The 17,333-nt window shown below is 70.1% G+C and carries 20 protein-coding genes, 1 other RNA gene and 2 pseudogenes; 20 read left to right on the plus strand and 3 right to left on the minus strand.

The features are described 5' to 3' along the window. Window positions 1–228, minus strand: a 228-nt coding sequence (locus tag AC2W7J_RS06540) for a biotin transporter BioY (protein WP_485981832.1), incomplete at its 3' end; no start/stop codon positions are given. A 194-nt stretch (window positions 229–422) separates the two neighbouring features. Here AC2W7J_RS06540 and AC2W7J_RS06545 point away from each other — a divergent pair. From AC2W7J_RS06545 to ssrA, 17 genes and pseudogenes are all read left to right on the plus strand, one after another. Further along, window positions 423–1,651: pseudogene (locus tag AC2W7J_RS06545) on the plus strand (TadA family conjugal transfer-associated ATPase). Next, window positions 1,648–2,514 (plus strand): type II secretion system F family protein, encoded by an 867-nt coding sequence (locus AC2W7J_RS06550; RefSeq protein ID WP_421007435.1) that lies wholly within the window; start codon window positions 1,648–1,650, stop codon window positions 2,512–2,514. Before AC2W7J_RS06545 ends, AC2W7J_RS06550 begins: the two are co-directional and overlap by 4 nt. After that, window positions 2,511–3,465: pseudogene (locus tag AC2W7J_RS06555) on the plus strand (type II secretion system F family protein). Before AC2W7J_RS06550 ends, AC2W7J_RS06555 begins: the two are co-directional and overlap by 4 nt. Window positions 3,466–3,494: 29 nt before the next feature. After that, complete coding sequence (locus tag AC2W7J_RS06560) at window positions 3,495–3,719, plus strand: hypothetical protein (RefSeq protein WP_485981833.1); 225 nt, start codon at window positions 3,495–3,497, stop codon at window positions 3,717–3,719. Then, complete coding sequence (locus AC2W7J_RS06565; protein ID WP_421007432.1) at window positions 3,716–4,111, plus strand: TadE family protein; 396 nt, start codon at window positions 3,716–3,718, stop codon at window positions 4,109–4,111. The genes AC2W7J_RS06560 and AC2W7J_RS06565 overlap by 4 nt, the downstream gene beginning before the upstream one ends. Then, window positions 4,108–4,578 (plus strand): pilus assembly protein, encoded by a 471-nt coding sequence (locus AC2W7J_RS06570; protein WP_427801199.1) that lies wholly within the window; start codon window positions 4,108–4,110, stop codon window positions 4,576–4,578. The genes AC2W7J_RS06565 and AC2W7J_RS06570 overlap by 4 nt, the downstream gene beginning before the upstream one ends. Continuing rightward, window positions 4,575–5,039, plus strand: coding sequence for a pilus assembly protein TadG-related protein (locus AC2W7J_RS06575; protein ID WP_485981834.1), 465 nt, complete (start codon window positions 4,575–4,577; stop codon window positions 5,037–5,039). The genes AC2W7J_RS06570 and AC2W7J_RS06575 overlap by 4 nt, the downstream gene beginning before the upstream one ends. A gap of 103 nt (window positions 5,040–5,142) precedes the next feature. Further along, window positions 5,143–6,024, plus strand: a complete 882-nt coding sequence (locus tag AC2W7J_RS06580) for a hypothetical protein (protein WP_485981835.1) — start codon at window positions 5,143–5,145, stop codon at window positions 6,022–6,024. Window positions 6,025–6,142: 118 nt separating this feature from the next. After that, window positions 6,143–6,988, plus strand: a complete 846-nt coding sequence (locus AC2W7J_RS06585) for a TNT domain-containing protein (protein WP_485981836.1) — start codon at window positions 6,143–6,145, stop codon at window positions 6,986–6,988. Between the two features lie 83 nt (window positions 6,989–7,071). Beyond that, complete coding sequence (locus AC2W7J_RS06590; protein WP_485981837.1) at window positions 7,072–8,484, plus strand: AI-2E family transporter; 1,413 nt, start codon at window positions 7,072–7,074, stop codon at window positions 8,482–8,484. Between the two features lie 35 nt (window positions 8,485–8,519). Next, window positions 8,520–9,631 (plus strand): peptide chain release factor 2 gene (gene prfB / locus AC2W7J_RS06595; protein WP_255183964.1). Its coding sequence is split into 2 segments (ribosomal slippage): window positions 8,520–8,844 and window positions 8,844–9,631, totalling 1,113 coding nucleotides; the frame shifts between segments, so codons are not numbered across the junction. A 156-nt stretch (window positions 9,632–9,787) separates the two neighbouring features. After that, window positions 9,788–10,624 (plus strand): cell division ATP-binding protein FtsE, encoded by an 837-nt coding sequence (gene ftsE, locus AC2W7J_RS06600; RefSeq protein ID WP_421007422.1) that lies wholly within the window; start codon window positions 9,788–9,790, stop codon window positions 10,622–10,624. Beyond that, the gene (gene ftsX / locus AC2W7J_RS06605; RefSeq protein ID WP_421007421.1) at window positions 10,621–11,526 is read left to right on the plus strand and encodes a permease-like cell division protein FtsX; all 906 of its coding nucleotides are present in this window, start codon (window positions 10,621–10,623) and stop codon (window positions 11,524–11,526) included. The genes ftsE and ftsX overlap by 4 nt, the downstream gene beginning before the upstream one ends. Window positions 11,527–11,593: 67 nt before the next feature. After that, window positions 11,594–12,640 (plus strand): hypothetical protein, encoded by a 1,047-nt coding sequence (locus tag AC2W7J_RS06610; RefSeq protein ID WP_485981838.1) that lies wholly within the window; start codon window positions 11,594–11,596, stop codon window positions 12,638–12,640. Further along, window positions 12,637–13,005 (plus strand): M23 family metallopeptidase, encoded by a 369-nt coding sequence (locus tag AC2W7J_RS06615; protein WP_485981839.1) that lies wholly within the window; start codon window positions 12,637–12,639, stop codon window positions 13,003–13,005. The genes AC2W7J_RS06610 and AC2W7J_RS06615 overlap by 4 nt, the downstream gene beginning before the upstream one ends. A gap of 94 nt (window positions 13,006–13,099) precedes the next feature. After that, window positions 13,100–13,582 (plus strand): SsrA-binding protein SmpB, encoded by a 483-nt coding sequence (smpB, locus tag AC2W7J_RS06620; protein WP_255183955.1) that lies wholly within the window; start codon window positions 13,100–13,102, stop codon window positions 13,580–13,582. A 77-nt stretch (window positions 13,583–13,659) separates the two neighbouring features. Further along, window positions 13,660–14,026: a transfer-messenger RNA gene (gene ssrA / locus AC2W7J_RS06625) on the plus strand. Between the two features lie 120 nt (window positions 14,027–14,146). Here ssrA and AC2W7J_RS06630 read toward each other — a convergent pair. Together AC2W7J_RS06630 and trxA are read right to left on the minus strand one after the other, a co-directional pair. Next, entirely contained in the window at window positions 14,147–14,317 is a 171-nt protein-coding gene (locus AC2W7J_RS06630; protein WP_485981840.1) for a CsbD family protein, read from the minus strand. Between the two features lie 104 nt (window positions 14,318–14,421). After that, on the minus strand, window positions 14,422–14,796 hold the full coding sequence (gene trxA, locus AC2W7J_RS06635; RefSeq protein ID WP_255183953.1) for a thioredoxin: 375 nt from the start codon (window positions 14,794–14,796) through the stop codon (window positions 14,422–14,424). Between the two features lie 62 nt (window positions 14,797–14,858). Between trxA and AC2W7J_RS06640 the strand changes: the two genes are divergently transcribed. From AC2W7J_RS06640 to AC2W7J_RS06650, 3 genes are all read left to right on the plus strand, one after another. Further along, a complete protein-coding gene (locus AC2W7J_RS06640; protein WP_485981841.1) occupies window positions 14,859–15,230 on the plus strand; it encodes a VanZ family protein in 372 nt (123 codons plus the stop codon). Between the two features lie 92 nt (window positions 15,231–15,322). Further along, window positions 15,323–15,637 (plus strand): hypothetical protein, encoded by a 315-nt coding sequence (locus AC2W7J_RS06645; RefSeq protein ID WP_485981842.1) that lies wholly within the window; start codon window positions 15,323–15,325, stop codon window positions 15,635–15,637. Next, the coding region (locus AC2W7J_RS06650; RefSeq protein ID WP_485981843.1) for a DEAD/DEAH box helicase at window positions 15,603–17,333 on the plus strand (1,731 nt) is incomplete at its 3' end. The genes AC2W7J_RS06645 and AC2W7J_RS06650, both read left to right, overlap by 35 nt.

The raw sequence follows: 17,333 nt of genomic DNA on the forward strand, positions 1-17,333 counted from the left end.
GAGCAGCGGCAGGCCGAGGGCGACGAGGGCGAGCAGGACGAGGACGGCCAGCGCGCCGCGGCGGGCGCCGAGGATCGCGCCGGCGAGCATGATGCCCAGCGACTGCGCGGTGATCGGGACGGCATTGCCGAAGGGGGCGATGGCCGGGATCAGGCCGAGGACGGCGATGATGCCGGCGAAGACGGCGACCTGCGCCAGATCACGGCCGGTGGAGCGCTGGGTGGACACGGTGGGCCTCTCGGTCGGGGTTCGGCGCCGATCATGGCACGGTTCGGGACCGCATTCGAACGCCGTTCAGCAGGCGGGTCGTGTGGCCTGTGGATTCTCGAGATGCGGATCGCGCTCAATTCAGTACCGTCGTGGCCCAGTGGACCGGGGAGGTCCGCGAGCACGACGCCACACGACGAAGGGGGGATCAGCCGATGGACGCTGTCAAGACGGTCGAGACCGAGGTCCGCGAGCTCATCCGCCGATCCGGGCTCGACCCGATCCGCGAGACGGCCGAGGTCGCCGACCTCGTGCGCGCCGCCGTCTCCGACTACGACGAGCGCAGCACCCTCGGCGGGCTGCCGATGCTCGGCAACCTCGAGGACGCGGTCAAGTCCGTGCTCGACACGGTCGCCGGCTTCGGGCCGCTGCAGCGGTACTTCGACGACCCCCAGGTCGAGGAGATCTGGATCAACAGCCCGAGCCAGGTCTTCGTCGCGCGCAACGGTGTTGCCGAGCTGACCTCGACGGTGCTGACCTCCGACGAGGTCCGCGACCTCGTGGAAAAGATGCTCAAGTCCTCGGGCCGACGCATTGATCTGTCGTCCCCCTTCGTCGACGCAACGCTGCCCGACGCTCGCGGCTGCACGTCGTCATCCCCGACATCACCCGGGAGCACTGGGTCGTCAACATCCGCAAGTTCGTCGTCAAGGCCGACCACCTCGACGACCTCGTGCGGCTGGGCACGCTGACCAAGGAGGCAGCGACCTTCCTGCAGGCCGCCGTGGCCTCGGGGCTCAACGTCCTGGTCGCGGGAGGAACACAGGCCGGCAAGACCACGCTCCTCAACTGCCTGTCCGCGGCGATCCCGCCGCGGGAGCGGGTCGTGACCTGCGAAGAGGTCTTCGAGCTGAAGATCCCGCTGCGTGACGTCGTGTCGATGCAGTGTCGCCAGTCCAACCTCGAGGGCCTGGGCGAGGTGCCGCTGCGCCGCCTCGTCAAGGAGGCGCTGCGGATGCGGCCCTCGCGGATCATCGTCGGCGAGGTGCGTCAGGCCGAGAGCCTCGACCTGCTCATCGCGCTCAACTCGGGTCTGCCGGGCATGTGCACCATCCACGCCAACTCCGCCCGCGAGGCGGTGACGAAGATGTGCACCCTGCCGCTGCTGGCGGGCGAGAACGTCGGCTCGCGCTTCGTCGTGCCGACCGTCGCCGGCTCCATCGACCTCGTCGTGCACGCCGCCCTGGAGTCCGATGGCGTGCGTCGGGTGCGCGAGATCGTCGCCCTGCCGGGCCGGATCGAGAACGACGTCGTCGAGATCAGCGACATCTTCACCACCCGCGACGGCAAGCTCGTGCGGGCCGACGGCTACCCGCCGCACCGCGATCGCTTCCAGCGCGCTGGCTACGACGTGGCCGCGATCCTCGCCGGGGGCACGGCATGACCGGTGTCCTGCTCGGTGCCCTCCTCGGCGCCGGTCTCTTCCTCATCTGGTGGTCCGCGTGGCCGCGGGAGGAGCGCGAGCGGGTCCATCGGGAGAGTCGCGTCATGCGCCGGCTCGGGGACGACCTCGCCCAGGCCGGCTACCGCGGCATCGGCCCCCGGCTGCTCCTGTCCGCGTGCGGCATCGCCTTCCTGCTGATCTTCCTGACCGTCACCGCGCTCACCGGGGTACCGGCCATCGCCCTCTGCTTCGCCGTCATGGCCGGGTGGGTGCCGGTCGCCGTCGTGCGGGTGCGGGCGCGCTCGCGACGGGCGCACCTGCGCGACCTGTGGCCCGACGCGGTGGACAACGTCACCTCGGCGGTGCGAGCCGGTCTCGCCCTGCCGGAGGCTCTCGCCCAGCTGTCCGTGCGCGGCCCCGAGGAGCTGCGCCCTGCCTTCGCCGACTTCGCGAGCGACTACCGCACGACGGGCCGCTTCAACGACTGCCTCGACCGGCTCAAGACGCGACTGGCCGACCCGGTGGGGGACCGGCTCGTCGAGTCGCTGCGCATCGCCCGTGAGGTCGGCGGGTCCGACCTCGGCTCGCTGCTGCGGACCCTGTCGACCTTCCTGCGCGAGGACGCGCGCACCCGCGCCGAGCTCGAGACCCGCCAGTCGTGGACGGTCAACGCCGCCCGGCTGGCCGTCGCCGCTCCGTGGCTCGTCCTCGCGATGCTCTCGACCCGTCCTGAGTCGGTGCAGGCCTACAACACGGCGACCGGGGTGCTCGTCCTCGCCGGCGGTGCCGTCGCCACCGTCGTCGCCTACCGGGTCATGGTGCGCATCGGGCGCCTGCCCGAGGAGGAGCGGGTGCTGCGATGACCGACCTCCTCCACGACATCGGCCTGGCCCGCAGCGGGGCGCTGCTCGGTCTCGTGCTCGCCCTCGGGCTCGTCCTGGTCCACCAGGGGCTGCCGCGGCACCGCCGCGCCACGCTCGACGACCGACTGGCTCCCTACCTGCGGGACACGCCGCGCCCTTCGCGGTTGCTCGCGGTTGACGACGTCTCCCTGACGGCCGTCATCCCGGCCGTCCTGCGGCCGGTCGTCACCGACCTGGCCCAGCGCGTCGAGCGGGTCCTCGGCGGGACGGCGTCGGTGCGCCGCCGGCTGCTGCGCGCCGGACGCGTTCCCGACACCGACCACTTCCGCGCCGAGCAGGTCGTCTACGGCTTCGTCGGCGCGGTGCTCGGCGGGGTCCTGGGTGTCGTCTACGTGACGGGGCAGGGGCGTTCGCCGCTCTTCCTGCTCGTGCTCGTCCTGCTCGGCTTCGCCATCGGCGTCGTCGTCCGCGACACCCTGCTCAGCCACGAGGCCGATCGGCGCGAGGCGCGCATGCTCGCCGAGTTTCCCACCGTCGCAGAGCTGCTCGCGCTCGCGGTCGGTGCTGGCGAAGGTGCTGCCGGTGCCCTCGAGCGGGTCGTCCGCCTGTCCGACGGCGAGCTGTCGGACGAGCTGGGTCGCTGCCTCGCCGACGCACGCGCGGGAGCCAGCCTCCCGGCGGCCCTGCAGGGGCTCGCCGACCGCACCGGTCTGGCCTCGCTCGCGCGCTTCGTCGACGGCATCGTCGTCGCGGTCGAGCGCGGCACCCCGCTCGCGGAGGTCCTGCGCGCCCCAGGCGCAGGACGTCCGCGAGGAGGGGCGCCGCCTGATCATGGAGGCGGGTGGCAAGAAGGAGATCGCGATGATGGTCCCGGTCGTCTTCGGCGTGCTGCCCGTCACCATCCTCTTCGCCCTCTTCCCGGGCCTCGGGTTCTTCCAGTTCCAGATGTGACCAACCAGCACGCCACGAAGGAGACACACATGAGCGACCAGCTCGTCAAGGCACACATCCACCTCACCGACGCCGTGCGTCGGGCCACCGCCCGGCTCGACGACGAGACGGGCGACGTGCCCGGGTGGGTCCTCATCACCCTGATGACGGCCGCCCTCGTCACCGGCATCTGGGCGATCGCGGGGGAGCAGCTCAAGGGGATGTTCGAGCGGGCGATGGATGGGGTCACCGGCCCCGACCAGGTCCACAATTGATCCCAGCCGCGAGGCTGCACGACGACCGGGGATCGGCCGTCGTCGACTTCACGCTGACCTCCGTGCTGCTGCTCTTCGTCTTCCTCGGTGTCTTCCAGCTCGGGCTGACCCTCCACGTGCGCAACACGCTCATCTCCTGTGCCTCGGAGGGCGCTCGCTACGGCGCCCGTGAGGGCTCGACGCCGCAGGAGGGGGCCGGCCGAGCACGTGACCTCATCGGTCGGAGCCTGTCCGGGCGCTTCGCGCAGGACGTCACCGCGCGGGTCGATCGCACCGACGCGGGCGTCGAGGTCGTCGTCGTCGACGTCACGGCGCCGCTGCCCGTCGTGGGCCCCTTCGGTCCCGGCAAGCAGCTCGAGGTGACCGGGCGGGCCTTCGAGGAGAGCCAGTGACCCTCGGGGGAGCCGCGGTGGATCGGCCCGGTGCCCGAGACCGCCTGGCGGACGAAGGGGGTACGGCCGTCATCGAGTTCGTCTGGCTGGCGATCCTGCTCCTCGTCCCCCTGATCTACCTCGTCATGTGCCTCGCCCGGCTGCAGGCCGGCTCCTACGCCGTGACGCAGGCCGCCCGCGAGTCGGCGCGGGCCTTCGTCACCGCCGAGGACGACGCCTCGGCGACGGCAAGGTCCCGGGCCGCGGCCGACATCGCCTTCGAGGACCAGGGCTTCCCCGGGCAGGGGACGATCGCCGTCGACTGCGCGGCGACCCCGTGCCTGACGCCTGGGGAGTCGGTGACTTCTCGCGCCCGGGTGCAGGTGCCGATGCCGCTCGTGCCCGCCTTCTTCCGCGAGGTCGTCCCGCTCGAGATCCCGGTCTCGGCGACGCAGACCGCGCCCGTGCCCAGGTACGAGGCGCGATGACCTCCCTTCGCTCCCGGGCCCGTGACGACAGCGGGCAGCTGAGCCTGCTGATCATGGGGCTGACCGTCATCGCGCTCACCCTGATCATCGGTGCGCTGGCCGTCACCTCGGTCCACATCTCCCGGATGCGGCTGCTCGACGCGGCCGACTCTGCCGCGCTCGGGGCGACCGACGACAGCGCCGAGCTCGTCTACGAGCGCGGCCTCGACTCCGACCTGCCCCTCGACGACGCGACCGTGCAGGAGAGCGCCGCCGAGCACCTCGCGAGCCGGCCGTTGCCGCACGGCCTCGAGAGCTGGCAGGTGGCCGACGGGACGGGTAGCCCCGACGGGAGGACGGCTGTGGTCCGGCTGACCGGCGAGGCGGACCTGCCGCTCATCGGCGGGCTCCTGCAGGAGCTGGGTGGGTCGGTGACGGTGACCGTCGAGTCCCGGGCTCGGGCAGGAGTGACACCCGGGTAGCCGGGGCGGTCAGGGATTGCCCGTCTCGGGGAGTGCCCTACGGGAACCTAGGTGGAGGTCAAGGAAGGCCATGAAACAGCGAGTGAGCGTCTACCGGCACGGTGTGGAGCACTACGTCGGTGTCGACACCTTCTTCGCCTCCCATCCGGGGTCGACCGACACCTCCATCTCGGAAATCTTGTCGGCGCCGTCGGACGCGGCCATGGGGCGTGCGGTGTTGCAGCTCCTGGGCGAGTCCGGCGTCTTGGACCCCAGGCTGAGCGCGAAGGGCGAGCCCGGACGGTCGTACGTTGCCGCCAGATTGGGTCTGCCGTCCGACGCCGTGCTGTCGACGGAGACGGTGCTTGTCAGCGTGACTCGTCGCGGCGGCCGATTGCTGCTGGAGCCAATGGTCTCCGAAGGCGCAGGTGGGGGCTTCGGCGGGGATCTCGCGACGGTGGAACTCAACGAGGGCACAGACGCCGCCATTGTTGGCGCGAGTGTCCGGGAGTGTGCAGACCTCGCGGCGGAAGCCAGTGCGAGCGTTCTTCGTCCGGCGGGCTCGTGGCGCACAGAAATGCGCAGTCCTCTGGCACTGCCCGCAGGCGGAGCTGTGACCGTCCGTCGTGCTGGTGAATCGTGGTTGGTCACAGCGCGAATCGACGCTGGTGGCGGTGGCCAGTCCGGGAAGGTGTCCTCGACCGTCGAGTGCGTCCGGCGGGATGCCGCGGCGGACGAGCTGGGGCGAGTCGTCGTGCAGGTCTTGGTGACGGCTGTCACTCACCGCCCGCAGGCTGGCGAGGCCGAGGACGCTGGTGGCGAGCGTCAGGTCCTCGTCGAGGGGGGCGAGCATGGTTTGACGATCTACCCACAGGCGATCAGCGGGGACACGGAAGCATGGGATGTGCCCGCCGACCAGTCCGCTCGGCACGTGCCGCAGCAGGCGACCCTCGGAGATGTCGGTCGAGCTGTGGCTCTGGCGGCGGACGAGCTCCCAGAATGGTGAGCCCGATGATGGATGCATCGCCTGGGGGTGCGCCTCAGGGACCGCTCGCCCTTCACGGCTACGGACTGCGCCGCCACGTGACTGCGTCGAAAAGGGTCGCCTCATGAGACCGGCTGATGTGGCCACCGTTGAGGATCTCCGCGCGTATGTGAAGGACGAAGGACGCGAGTGGTTCACCATCGGTTGGCGGGGCGACCCTGACACCTACATGACGGATGGAACCACTCTGTTCGAGCAGTTGTCGGACGGACGGGTGGAGGTGACGGGTTGGAGCCGGGGCGCTCAGGTGTCTGCCGACCTCTACCCCGATCTCCGAGAGGCCGTTCAGGAGTTCGTCAACGCGCACCTGGTGCGCGGAGTCAGGCTGGAGCTGTCCCGTCGAGGGCTGTACGAGGTAGTTCACGTCACCCAGGCTGGACGCCGCGAGCGACCCGTCCCGCCCGAAGGGCGCTGGGTGCTGGTCGTGTCGGAGGGGGCCTTCCACGTGGGCGGGATGACGATGGGGCGGTTCCGGCACTACGAGTCCTTTGAGGATCCTCGGCTGGCGGTGGACGTGCTGCAACGGCTGGTGCAGGGGCGGGGGCCGGTCGAGGTGGCGCCTGATCCGCAGGAGCTGGCTCGACGGGGTCAGGTCACGGGCCTTGGGATCGTCGAGCGGACCCGGCAGCGGGGCACTGCGGGTGAGCCGGGTGTGGGGCCGGGGGATGTCCTGGACCGGGTCGGCCACGAGTCGGGGTCGCAGCTGTTTGCGCTGGGCACTCCCTTCGCGATGCGGTCGCAGCCGCCGGACATGGTGGGGGCGGAGTACCACCGCTACCGCGTGGTCGACAGGCTTCCGGATGCGCGGGAGGGCACGGCGGTGGCGTGGTTCGGGCAGCCGGGTGGTGGGGCGATGATCGTCGGGGAGCATCCCGTGCGGTGGTACCTCGACCACGGTCATCTCGTGGAGCTCGTCGACGGCTGAGGTGCGTGCCCCCACGCCGCACCTTGAGGTGACACGATGAGCCGGCGGGCAGACCGCACCATCTCGTCCAGGAGGATGCACGCGTGGAGCAGGAACGGTCGGGGGAGGACGCGCAGCCGGACGGTGCCGAGGCCGATGTCGTCGAGGCGCCCGTTCACGAGGAGCCCGACGCGGAGCCGGAGCCGGACAAGGTGACGGACCCCCCTTCGGATGTCGCTTCGAGACGCTCGCAGAGCGAGCTCCTCAGCGACCGGGATGGGGACTCTCAGAGCGAGCTCCTCAACGACCGGGATGGGGAGGACGAGGTCGTCCAGACCACCGACGGGGAGGTGCGGCCGGCCGACGAGACCGACGACGCCGACGAGACCATCCCGGTGGCCGAGGTGCGCACTCCTGACCCGACCCACGAGCACGAGATGCCCGAGGAGGAGTCGCGCGTGCGGGTGTCGCTGTCGCCGACCCTGACGATCCTGCTCGGCCTGGCAGGTGGTGCGGTGGCGATCTCCGGGCTGCGGGAGGTGGCAGGCATCATCGCGCCGACCTTCCTCGCGATGACCCTGATCATCGCCGTCTACCCGGTCTACAAGGTCTTGCGCCGCTTCCTCGGCTCGGTCATCTCCGGGCTGCTGCTCATCGTCATCCTCTACGGGATCCTCGCCTTCCTCGGAGCGTCCATCGGCCTGGCCGCGAGCAAGTTCGCGACGGAGCTGGCCAAGCCGGAGTACACGAGCACCTTCACCGGGCTGATCCGCGACGCCCGTGACGTCCTCTCGGCGAAGGGGGTCGACGCCCAGGAGATCGACGAGTACATCTCCAACTTCGACCTGCGCAACCTCACCGGGCTGGCGACCTCGCTGGCCAACACGATCACCGGCCTGACGACGACGATGCTCTTCCTGCTGACGGTGATGATCTTCCTCGTCATGGACGCCGGGGGCTTCAAGGGGCGCCTGTCGGCCATCCACCGGCACAAGCCCGACGTCGCCGATGCCCTCGTCGACTTCGGCTACCGCGTGCGCAAGTACTGGATCGTCTCGACCGTCTTCGGCGTCATCGTCGCCGTCATCGACTACTTCGCGCTCGTCTGGCTGGGAGTGCCGCTGGCAATGACCTTCGGCCTGCTCGCCTTCGTCACCAACTACATCCCCAACATCGGCTTCGTCCTCGGCCTCATCCCGCCGGCCTTCATCGCGCTGCTGTCGGGCGGGGTCTCGACGATGATCTGGGTCATCGCCATCTACTGCGTGGCCAACTTCGTCATCCAGTCGATCTTCCAGCCGAAGTTCACCGGTGACGCGGTCGGCATCAACGCGACGACCGCCTTCCTCTCCCTCGTCTTCTGGGCCTACGTCTTCGGTGCGCTGGGTGCCCTCCTGGCGATCCCGTGCACCCTGCTCGTCAAGAGCCTGCTCATCGACCGCGACCCCCGGGCGCGGTGGATCAACCAGTTCATCGCCAGCGACCCGCGGGAGAGCCGCAGCGCCCAGCCGACGTAGGGGAGCGGGGTGCTCCTGCCGTAAGGTGACCTGTCGTGGCTGTCGACTTCGAGACCGAGATCAAGCACCTGCGCACGACCATGGGGTCGGTGCGGGAGGTGTCCGACGTCCCTGCCCTCGAGGCGCAGATCGCGGAGCTCGAGCAGCAGGCCGCCGCCCCCGACCTCTGGGACGACCCCGAGTCCGCCCAGGTCGTGACCTCCAAGCTCTCCCGGGCGAACGCAGAGCTCGACCGGATCAATGCGATGGACGCGCGCATCGACGACCTCGAGGCGCTCGTCGAGCTCGGGACCGAGGAGGGCGACGCCGACACCCTCACCGAGGCCGAGGGTGAGTTGGCCAAGGTCGCCAAGGCGGTCGCCAGCTCGAGGTGCGCACTCTGCTGTCCGGCGAGTACGACGAGCGAGAGGCCGTCGTGACGATCCGCGCCGGCGCCGGTGGCGTCGACGCCGCCGACTTCGCTGAGATGCTCATGCGCATGTACCTGCGCTGGGCCGAGCGCCACGGCTACCCGACGAAGGTCATGGACACCTCCTACGCCGAGGAGGCGGGCCTGAAGTCGGCCACCTTCGAGGTCAACGTCCCCTACGCCTACGGCAACCTCTCGGTCGAAGGGGGGACCCACCGCCTGGTGCGCATCTCTCCCTTCGACAACCAGGGCCGGCGCCAGACCTCCTTCGCCGCGGTCGAGGTCATCCCGCTCATCGAGGGCACCGACTCCATCGAGATCCCGGACAACGAGCTGAAGATCGACGTCTTCCGCTCCTCCGGTCCCGGCGGCCAGTCGGTCAACACGACCGACTCCGCCGTGCGCATGACGCACATCCCGACGGGCATCGTCGTGTCGATGCAGAACGAGAAGTCGCAGATCCAGAACCGCGCCGCCGCGCTGCGCGTCATGCAGTCGCGACTGCTCCTGCAGAAGAAGGCCGAGGAGGCCGCCGAGCGCAAGGAACTGGCCGGCGACGTCAAGGCCAGCTGGGGCGACCAGATGCGCTCGTACGTCCTCAACCCCTACCAGATGGTCAAGGACCTGCGGACCGAGCACGAGACCGGCAACCCCTCCGCCGTCTTCGACGGTGACATCGACGGCTTCATCGAGGCCGGCATCCGCTGGCGCATCGAGCAGGCCAAGTCCGAGGACTGACCCACCGAGGCACGGACGTCCGCAGGACGACCACGACCTGCCTGACCGCCACCTAACGCGCCGAGGTCACGCGGGTGTCACGGGCTCGCAGCGAAGCGACATATCCTGCAGGCGGCCGTTTGCCCCCCTTCGTCCGCGTAAGGCCCCGAGCACCTGATGATCCGTTTCGAGAACGTCACCAAGAGATATCCCAACCAGAGCCACCCCGCGCTCGACGAGATCGATCTCAACATCGACCGCGGGGAGTTCGTCTTCATCGTCGGTGCCAGCGGCTCGGGCAAGTCCACGCTCATGCGCCTGGCGATCCGCGAGGAGGTCGTCAGCTCGGGGCGTCTGCTCGTCGGCGGCCACGACCTGCGCCGCATGCCGCAGCGCAAGGTGCCGCAGCTGCGCCGCCAGGTGGGCACGATCTTCCAGGACTTCCGCCTGCTGCCCAACAAGACGGTGCAGCAAAACGTCGCCTTCGCCCTGCAGGTCATCGGCCGCCCGCGCCGCGCGATCCGCGCCCTCGTCCCCGAGACCCTCGAGCTCGTCGGCCTCGCCGGGATGGAGAAGCGCATGCCGCACGAGCTCTCCGGCGGTGAGCAGCAGCGCGTCGCGATCGCCCGCGCCGTGGTCAACAAGCCGCCGGTGCTCCTTGCCGACGAGCCCACGGGCAACCTCGACCCCGCGACGAGCCTCGAGATCGTCAAGCTGCTGCGTCGCATCCACGACTCCGGCACGACGATCGTCATGGCCACGCATGACAACGTCATCGTCGACGAGATGCAGAAGCGGGTCGTCGAGCTCGAGGACGGGATCATCATCCGCGACGAGGAGGGCGGCAGCTACGTGCCCAAGGTCGTCGACTCCCGTGACCGCGACGAGCGTGAGGCCGAGCGCCACGACGACCACCACGACGAAGGGGAGGTCCCGCCTCCCGACGACCGCCCGATCGGTGAGGTGCATGCGATGGACGACTGGGACGACGACGCGGAGGACCTGCTGCGATGAAGCCCTCCGTCTTCGCCGACGCCTGGGAGGGCCTGCGGCGCAACAAGTCGATCGCCGTGTCGGTGATCCTCGTGACCATGATCTCGCTCTACCTGCTTGGCGTCGGCCTGCTCGCGCAGCGCCAGGTCGATGCGATGAAGGGCTACTGGTACGACCGCGTGCAGGTCTCGGTCTACATGTGCACCGACACCAGCGCGCAGCCCAACTGCTCCACCGGCGCGGCCACTCAGGACCAGAAGGAGTCCGTCGCCGCCCAGCTCGAGGAGATGCGCCCGCTCGTCAAGGACGTCTACTACGAGTCCGAGGAGGAGGCGTACAAGCGCTTCAAGCAGGACTACAAGAACTCCCCGCTCGCCGGTCACATCCGCGTCGGTGACATCCCGCCGAGCTATCGCGTGCAGCTGTCCGACCCGGAGGAGTTCGAGACCGTCGCCTCGGCCTTCGAGGGCGCCCCGGGTGTGGCGAGCGTGCCCAACCTGCGCGAGGTCTTCTCCCCGCTCTTCCGGGCGATCAACATCATCACCGCCGTCATGGTCGGGCTCGCGGCGCTGACCCTCGTCTCCGCCGTGCTGCTCATGGCGACGACCATCCGGCAGGCGGCCTTCACCCGTCGCCGCGAGATCGCGATCATGAAGCTCGTGGGTGCGTCGAACCGCACCATCCGCACACCCTTCATCATCGAGACGGTCGCGTCGGGCCTCATCGGGGCGGTGATGGCGATCGGCCTGCTCTGGGTGTCGGCCTGGGCCCTCTTCGACAGATATCTGCTGCAGGAGAACTCCGGGACGGCATTCATCTCGTCCAACGACGTGTGGGTCATCGCCCCCTTCCTGCTCGTCGGCGTCGTCGTCCTGGCGGTCGGCACCTCGACCGTCACGCTCTGGCGCTACCTCAAGGTCTGAGTCGGGCCACGCCGAGGTCCCCCGGGGTGCTGTTCACCGGGGGACTTCGCGTCTACCGTTGGCCTCGATGCCTCGCCCTGCCCGTCACCTTGTCTCTCGCCGAGCCCGCGCCCTCACCGGTGCGGCCCTCGTCGTGTGCCTCGCGTCCGGTGCGGGCTACGCCTTCGCCGCGGACCCCGACCCGCAGGACCAGAAGAAGGCCGTCGACGGCAAGCTCTCCGACGCCCGCGTCGACCTGCACGAGACCTCGCAGGACCTCGTCAGCGCCTACACCCGCCTGAAGTCGACCCGGGCCAAGCTGCCCGGCGCCCGCAGTGCCGCCAAGGCCGCGGAGGACGCCGAGACGACGGCGAAGGGGGAGTACGACGACGCCGTCGCCGCCTACGACCTCGCCAAGGCCAACGAGGACAAGGCGGAGAAGGACCTCAAGGAGACGAGCACCAAGATCACCAGCTCCCGGCGCGCGGTCGCGGGCTTCGCCGGCGAGGTCTACCAGCAGCAGGGGCTGGGCAGCATGTCGGTGGCCGTGGGCAGCGAGGACCCGGGCGTCTTCGTCGACAAGATGATCATGGCCGAGTCCGTCGGCGACACGCAGAGCTCGGCGCTCGAGGAGCTGAGCACCTCGCGGGCCAACCTCGTCTCGACCGGCGACAAGCTGTCGGCCCTGCGCAAGAAGACCAGTGACGCCAAGGCGACCAAGGAGAGCAAGCTCTCCGCCGCCCGCACCGCGAGCGACCGCGCGGACCGCAAGCAGCGCACCCTCGAGACCCTCGAGAGCGACCAGACGAGCGCCGCCGCAGACCTGCGCGACGCCAAGCGCGAGGACCAGCGGCAGGTCGACAGCCTCAAGGCGCAGTCGGACAAGCTCACCAAGATCCTCGAGGAGCGGGCCCGCAAGCAGCGCATCCGCGAGGCCGCGATCCGCAAGGCCCGCGAGGAGCAGGCCCAGCGCGAGGCCGATGCCCGCGCCCGCGCCGCGCGGTCGGCCCCCCCTCGACCGACACGAGCTCCGACGACACGAGCTCCGACTCCGGGGGCGCCTCCGCGCCCGATCCCAACCCGCCGGCCCCGACGAGCAGCGGCGTCCTCCAGGCGCCGAGCAATGCCCCGGTGAGCTCGGAGTTCGGTCTGCGCTTCCACCCGATCCACCAGACCTGGCGCCTGCACGCCGGCCGCGACTACGCGGGCGCGTGCGGCTCGCCGGTCTACGCCGCCGACAGCGGCACGATCATCTCCGCCCTGCCGCCGAGCTCGACCGGCGGCTACGGCAACCAGATCGTCATCGACCACGGCGTCAAGCGGGGCACCTCGCTCGCGACGACCTACAACCACCTGCAGTCCTTCGCGGTCCGCAGCGGTCACGTCTCGCGCGGCCAGGTCATCGGCTACGTCGGCACGACCGGCACGTCCACCGGCTGCCACCTGCACTTCGAGACCCGGGCCAACGGCACCCCGGTCGACCCCCGCGGCTGGCTCTGACCCCCCTTCGGGCACAAAACCGGTGGTGGGCCGGTTGTCCCCTCGGGGTACCGTGACCCCTCGACCACCACGAGCAGCGAAGGGGGAGACCACCATGGCCAAGAAGACCGAGCAGGGCGAGCTCGTCGTCGCGCGCAACCGCAAGGCACGCCACGACTACCACATCGAGGACACCTACGAGGCGGGTCTCGCCCTCATGGGGACCGAGGTCAAGGCGCTGCGCATGGGCCGGGCCAGCCTCGTCGACGGCTTCGCGATCTTCTACGGCGACGAGCTGTGGCTCGAGGGCGTGCACATCCCCGAGTACGTCCAGGGCACGTGGACCAACCACACGCCGCGCCGCCGCCGCAAGCTCCTGCTCCACCGGGCCGAGCTCGACAAGATCATGGTCAAGGCGCAGGGGAGCGGGCGGACCATCGTGCCGCTGTCGCTGTACTTCAAGAACGGCCGGGTCAAGGTCGAGATCGCCCTTGCGACGGGTAAGAAGGCCTACGACAAGCGGCACACGCTGCGCGAGCGGCAGGACCGCCGCGAGGCCGAGCGGGCGATGTCCGACCAGTTCAAGCGTCGCCGCTAGGGAATGTGTTTGGACCCGGCCACCGTTGAGTCCATACTGAGTGACCACAACTGAACAGCGTGACGTGTCCATCCCATGGGGGTGATCGGTTTCGACATTGGCCGGTCCTTCAGGGGAAGCGGGTCGAGGATGCACGGTCATCTCGTCAACGCCCCGTGCAAACCCAATAGGTGCCAATTCCAAGCGCACCGACTTCGCCCTCGCCGCCTGAGCGAGCCCGAAGTCCGTTGGCCTAGGTGTGATCTCGACCTAGATCCCAGCGTCAGCTAGAGATCTTGCTGCGATGTCAGGTCACGGGACATCGCGGGACTCCTACGTGACTGGGCCTGTCGGGGAACGTGTGCGCGCGAGCCCCGGGGCCGAGAAAATCCATAGCGCACTGCACCCGGAGAAGCCCTGTTTGTCTGCCAGTGGACGCGGGTTCGATTCCCGCCACCTCCACCATCTTGGGCACGTCCTGCATCCCTTCGAGACGCTTGCTGCGCAAGCTCCTGAGGGAACGGAGGAATGACGAAGGGCGGGACCGTCACGGTCCCGCCCTTCGTCATGTCTGTGGTCAGCAGGTCACTTGAAGGCGTCCTTGACCTTCTCGCCGGCGGCCTTGAGGTCGCCCTTGGTCTCCTGGACCTGGCCCTCGGCCTGCAGGTCCTCGTTGTCGGTGGCGTCGCCCGCGGCACCCTTGGCCTTGCCGACGAGCTGGTCCTTGGCGTTCTCGATCTTGTCGCCGATGCCCATGCGTCCTCCTGATGTGGTGGGTGGTCCTCCAGCCCACCACAGATCGAGGGTGCGCACCACCCCCTTCGCGCCGGATCAGGGCGAAGGGAGGTGACCTCGCGGGATCAGCCCTGCGAGGTCTCGCGGGCGGCGACCTGCGCCTTGACCTCGTCCATGTCGACGTCCTGGACGGCGTCGAGGAGCTGGTCGAACTGCGCCTTGGGCAGCGCGCCGGCGCTCTGGTGCAGCAGGATGCCGTCGCGGAAGGCCATGAGGGTCGGCACGGAGGAGACATTGGCCATCGAGGCCAGCTCCGGGTTGTCGTCGATGTCGACCTTGCCGAAGGTGATGTCCTCCCGGGTGTCCGCCGCGGCCTCGAAGACCGGGGCGAACTGACGGCACGGGCCGCACCAGCTCGCCCAGAAGTCGACGATGACCGTTCCCTCGCCGGTGACGGCGGAGCGGAAGCTCTCGAGATCCAGATCGGTGATCTTGCTCATGACTTCCACTGTAGGACGGTCCGGCGTGCGAGGCCCCATCGGCCGTGTGCTGTGCTGGCCCGATGACCTCCACGCCCACGCGCCGGCTGATCGTGCCGGCGATGCTCGTGGCCGCCCTCGCCCTGCAGGTCGCCGTGCTCTACGCACCCGAGGCGCCCGGCCCTCCGTCGCCGATTCCCCACGGGGACAAGGCGGTCCACGCGCTGGTCTTCGCCCTGCCGGTGCTCGTCGCCGGTCTGGGACGAAGGGGGTGGTGGCACCTCGTCGCGCTGCTGTGCGCCCTGCACGCCCCTGTGAGCGAGATCATCCAGCACGTCGTGCTGCCGCACCGCTCCGGTGACTCCTGGGACGTCGCCGCCGACCTGGTCGGCGTCGGCGCCGCCTCAATAGGGGTACTATTAGTGGTTCGGCGACCGCGTCGTCGCCGCCTCTAGGAACTCGCACGATCGCACTCGACCTCGGATGTCGCCCGCGCCTGCGTTGCGTGTTCGCCCATCCACCTCCCCCTGAGCGAGAGAGTCGACCCGTGCCTGCGAAGAAGAAGCCCCGCTGGACCACTGCCCAGAAGAATGCTGCCAAGAAGAAGGCCGTGACCAAGGGCCCGAAGAAGCCCTATCACCGCGGCCAGGCTCCGACCGAGGCCCCCCGGGGCAAGGACCGCTGGCGCGACCGCGACGACGTGCCCGTCGGCGACCGCCCAAAGCGGGTGCGCCGCGACGGCACCGAGGACCGGGGCCAGCGCACCTGGGAGCGCCGCGAGGACCGCGGCGGTCGGCGTGACGACCGGGGCGGCTACCAGCGTCGCGATGACCGCGGTGGACCGCGGCTTCCAGCGTCGTGAGGACCGGGGCGAGCGCGGCTTCGAGCGTCGTGACCGTGATGACCGTGGTGGCTACCAGCGTCGTGACGACCGCTCCGAGGAGCGCGGTGGCTACCAGCGCCGGGACCGTGACGACCGGGGCGGCTACCAGCGTCGTGACGACCGCGGTGACCGCGGCTTCCAGCGTCGTGACGACCGCGGTGACCGCGGCTTCCAGCGTCGTGACCGTGATGACCGTGGTGGCTACCAGCGTCGTGACGACCGGGGTGAGCGGCGCCGGGGAGCGGCCCCGCGCTTCGAGCGCGAGCAGCAGCGTCGCGGCTTCGCGCCGCGCGTCGAGCAGGTCGAGGACCCGGACGTGCTGCGCCAGGAGGCCGACACCTGGACCTCGTCCGCCCGCACCTCGCTGAGCGGACCCGTCGCGATCGCCGAGGACAACGGCTTCGCCGCGCTCGGTCTGCCCGAGGTGCTCGTGGAGCGGCTCGCCCGCGATGCCATCACCACCCCCTTCGCCATCCAGGCCGCTGCGATCCCCGACGCCCTCGCGGGCAAGGACGTCCTCGGCCGTGGCCAGACCGGCTCGGGCAAGACGCTCGCCTTCGGCCTGCCGATGCTCGCCCGCCTCGCCGGCGGTCGGGCCCGCAGCCGCAAGCCGCGCGGCCTGGTCCTCGTGCCGACCCGTGAGCTGGCCATGCAGGTGAGCGACTCGCTCGAGCCGCTCGTCCACGTGAGCGGGCTGCGGATCAAGCTCGTCGCCGGTGGCCTGTCCTACACCGGCCAGACCGCGGCGCTCGACAAGGGCGTCGACGTCCTCATCGCCACCCCGGGCCGCCTCGTCGACCTGCTCGACCGCGGCGCCCTGACCCTCGACGAGGTCGAGGTCGCGGTGCTCGACGAGGCCGACCACATGGCCGACATGGGCTTCCTGCCCGACGTCACCCGCATCCTCGACGACTGCGCGCCCGACGGTCAGCGGCTGCTCTTCTCGGCGACCCTCGACCGTGGCGTCGGCGACCTCGTCGAGCGCTACATGGACGACCCGGTGACCCACAGCACCGACGAGGCCGCGGCGAGCGTCTCGACGATGGACCACCACCTGCTGCTCATCGAGCCGAGCATCAAGAAGCAGATCACCGCCCGGATCGCCTCGCGCCCCGGCCGCACAGTGATCTTCGCCCGGACCAAGCTCGGCTGCGAGCGGATCGCCGGCGAGCTGCGCGACGCCGGTGTGGCCGCGGCGCCGCTGCACGGCGGGCTGAGCCAGTCGCAGCGCAACAAGACGATCGGTGCCTTCCGCACCGGGGCGCTGCCCGTGCTCGTCGCGACCGATGTCGCCGCGCGCGGCATCCACGTCGACAACGTGTCGCTCGTCATGCAGGTCGACCCGCCCGGCGACCACAAGGACTACCTCCACCGCGCGGGCCGCACCGCGCGGGCCGGCGAGGCCGGCGTCGTCGTGACGCTGGTCCTGCCGCACCAGCGCAAGGAGGTCATCCGGATGGCCGAGCAGGCCGGCATCGAGGCGCGGCCCACGAAGACCGCGCTCGACGACGAGTCCCTCACCGCGATGGGTGCCACCGAGCCCAGCGGCGAGCCGATCTCCGACGCCGACTTCCGCAAGCTCGCACGACCCCAAGCCGGCGCGTCGCCACTCGGGGCACCCCGTGGTCCCAGCGGCGCACGCGACCACCGTGGCGGCGGCCGCGGAGGACGTGGC

This window comes from Janibacter sp. CFPM2_SD2, assembly GCF_057364645.1.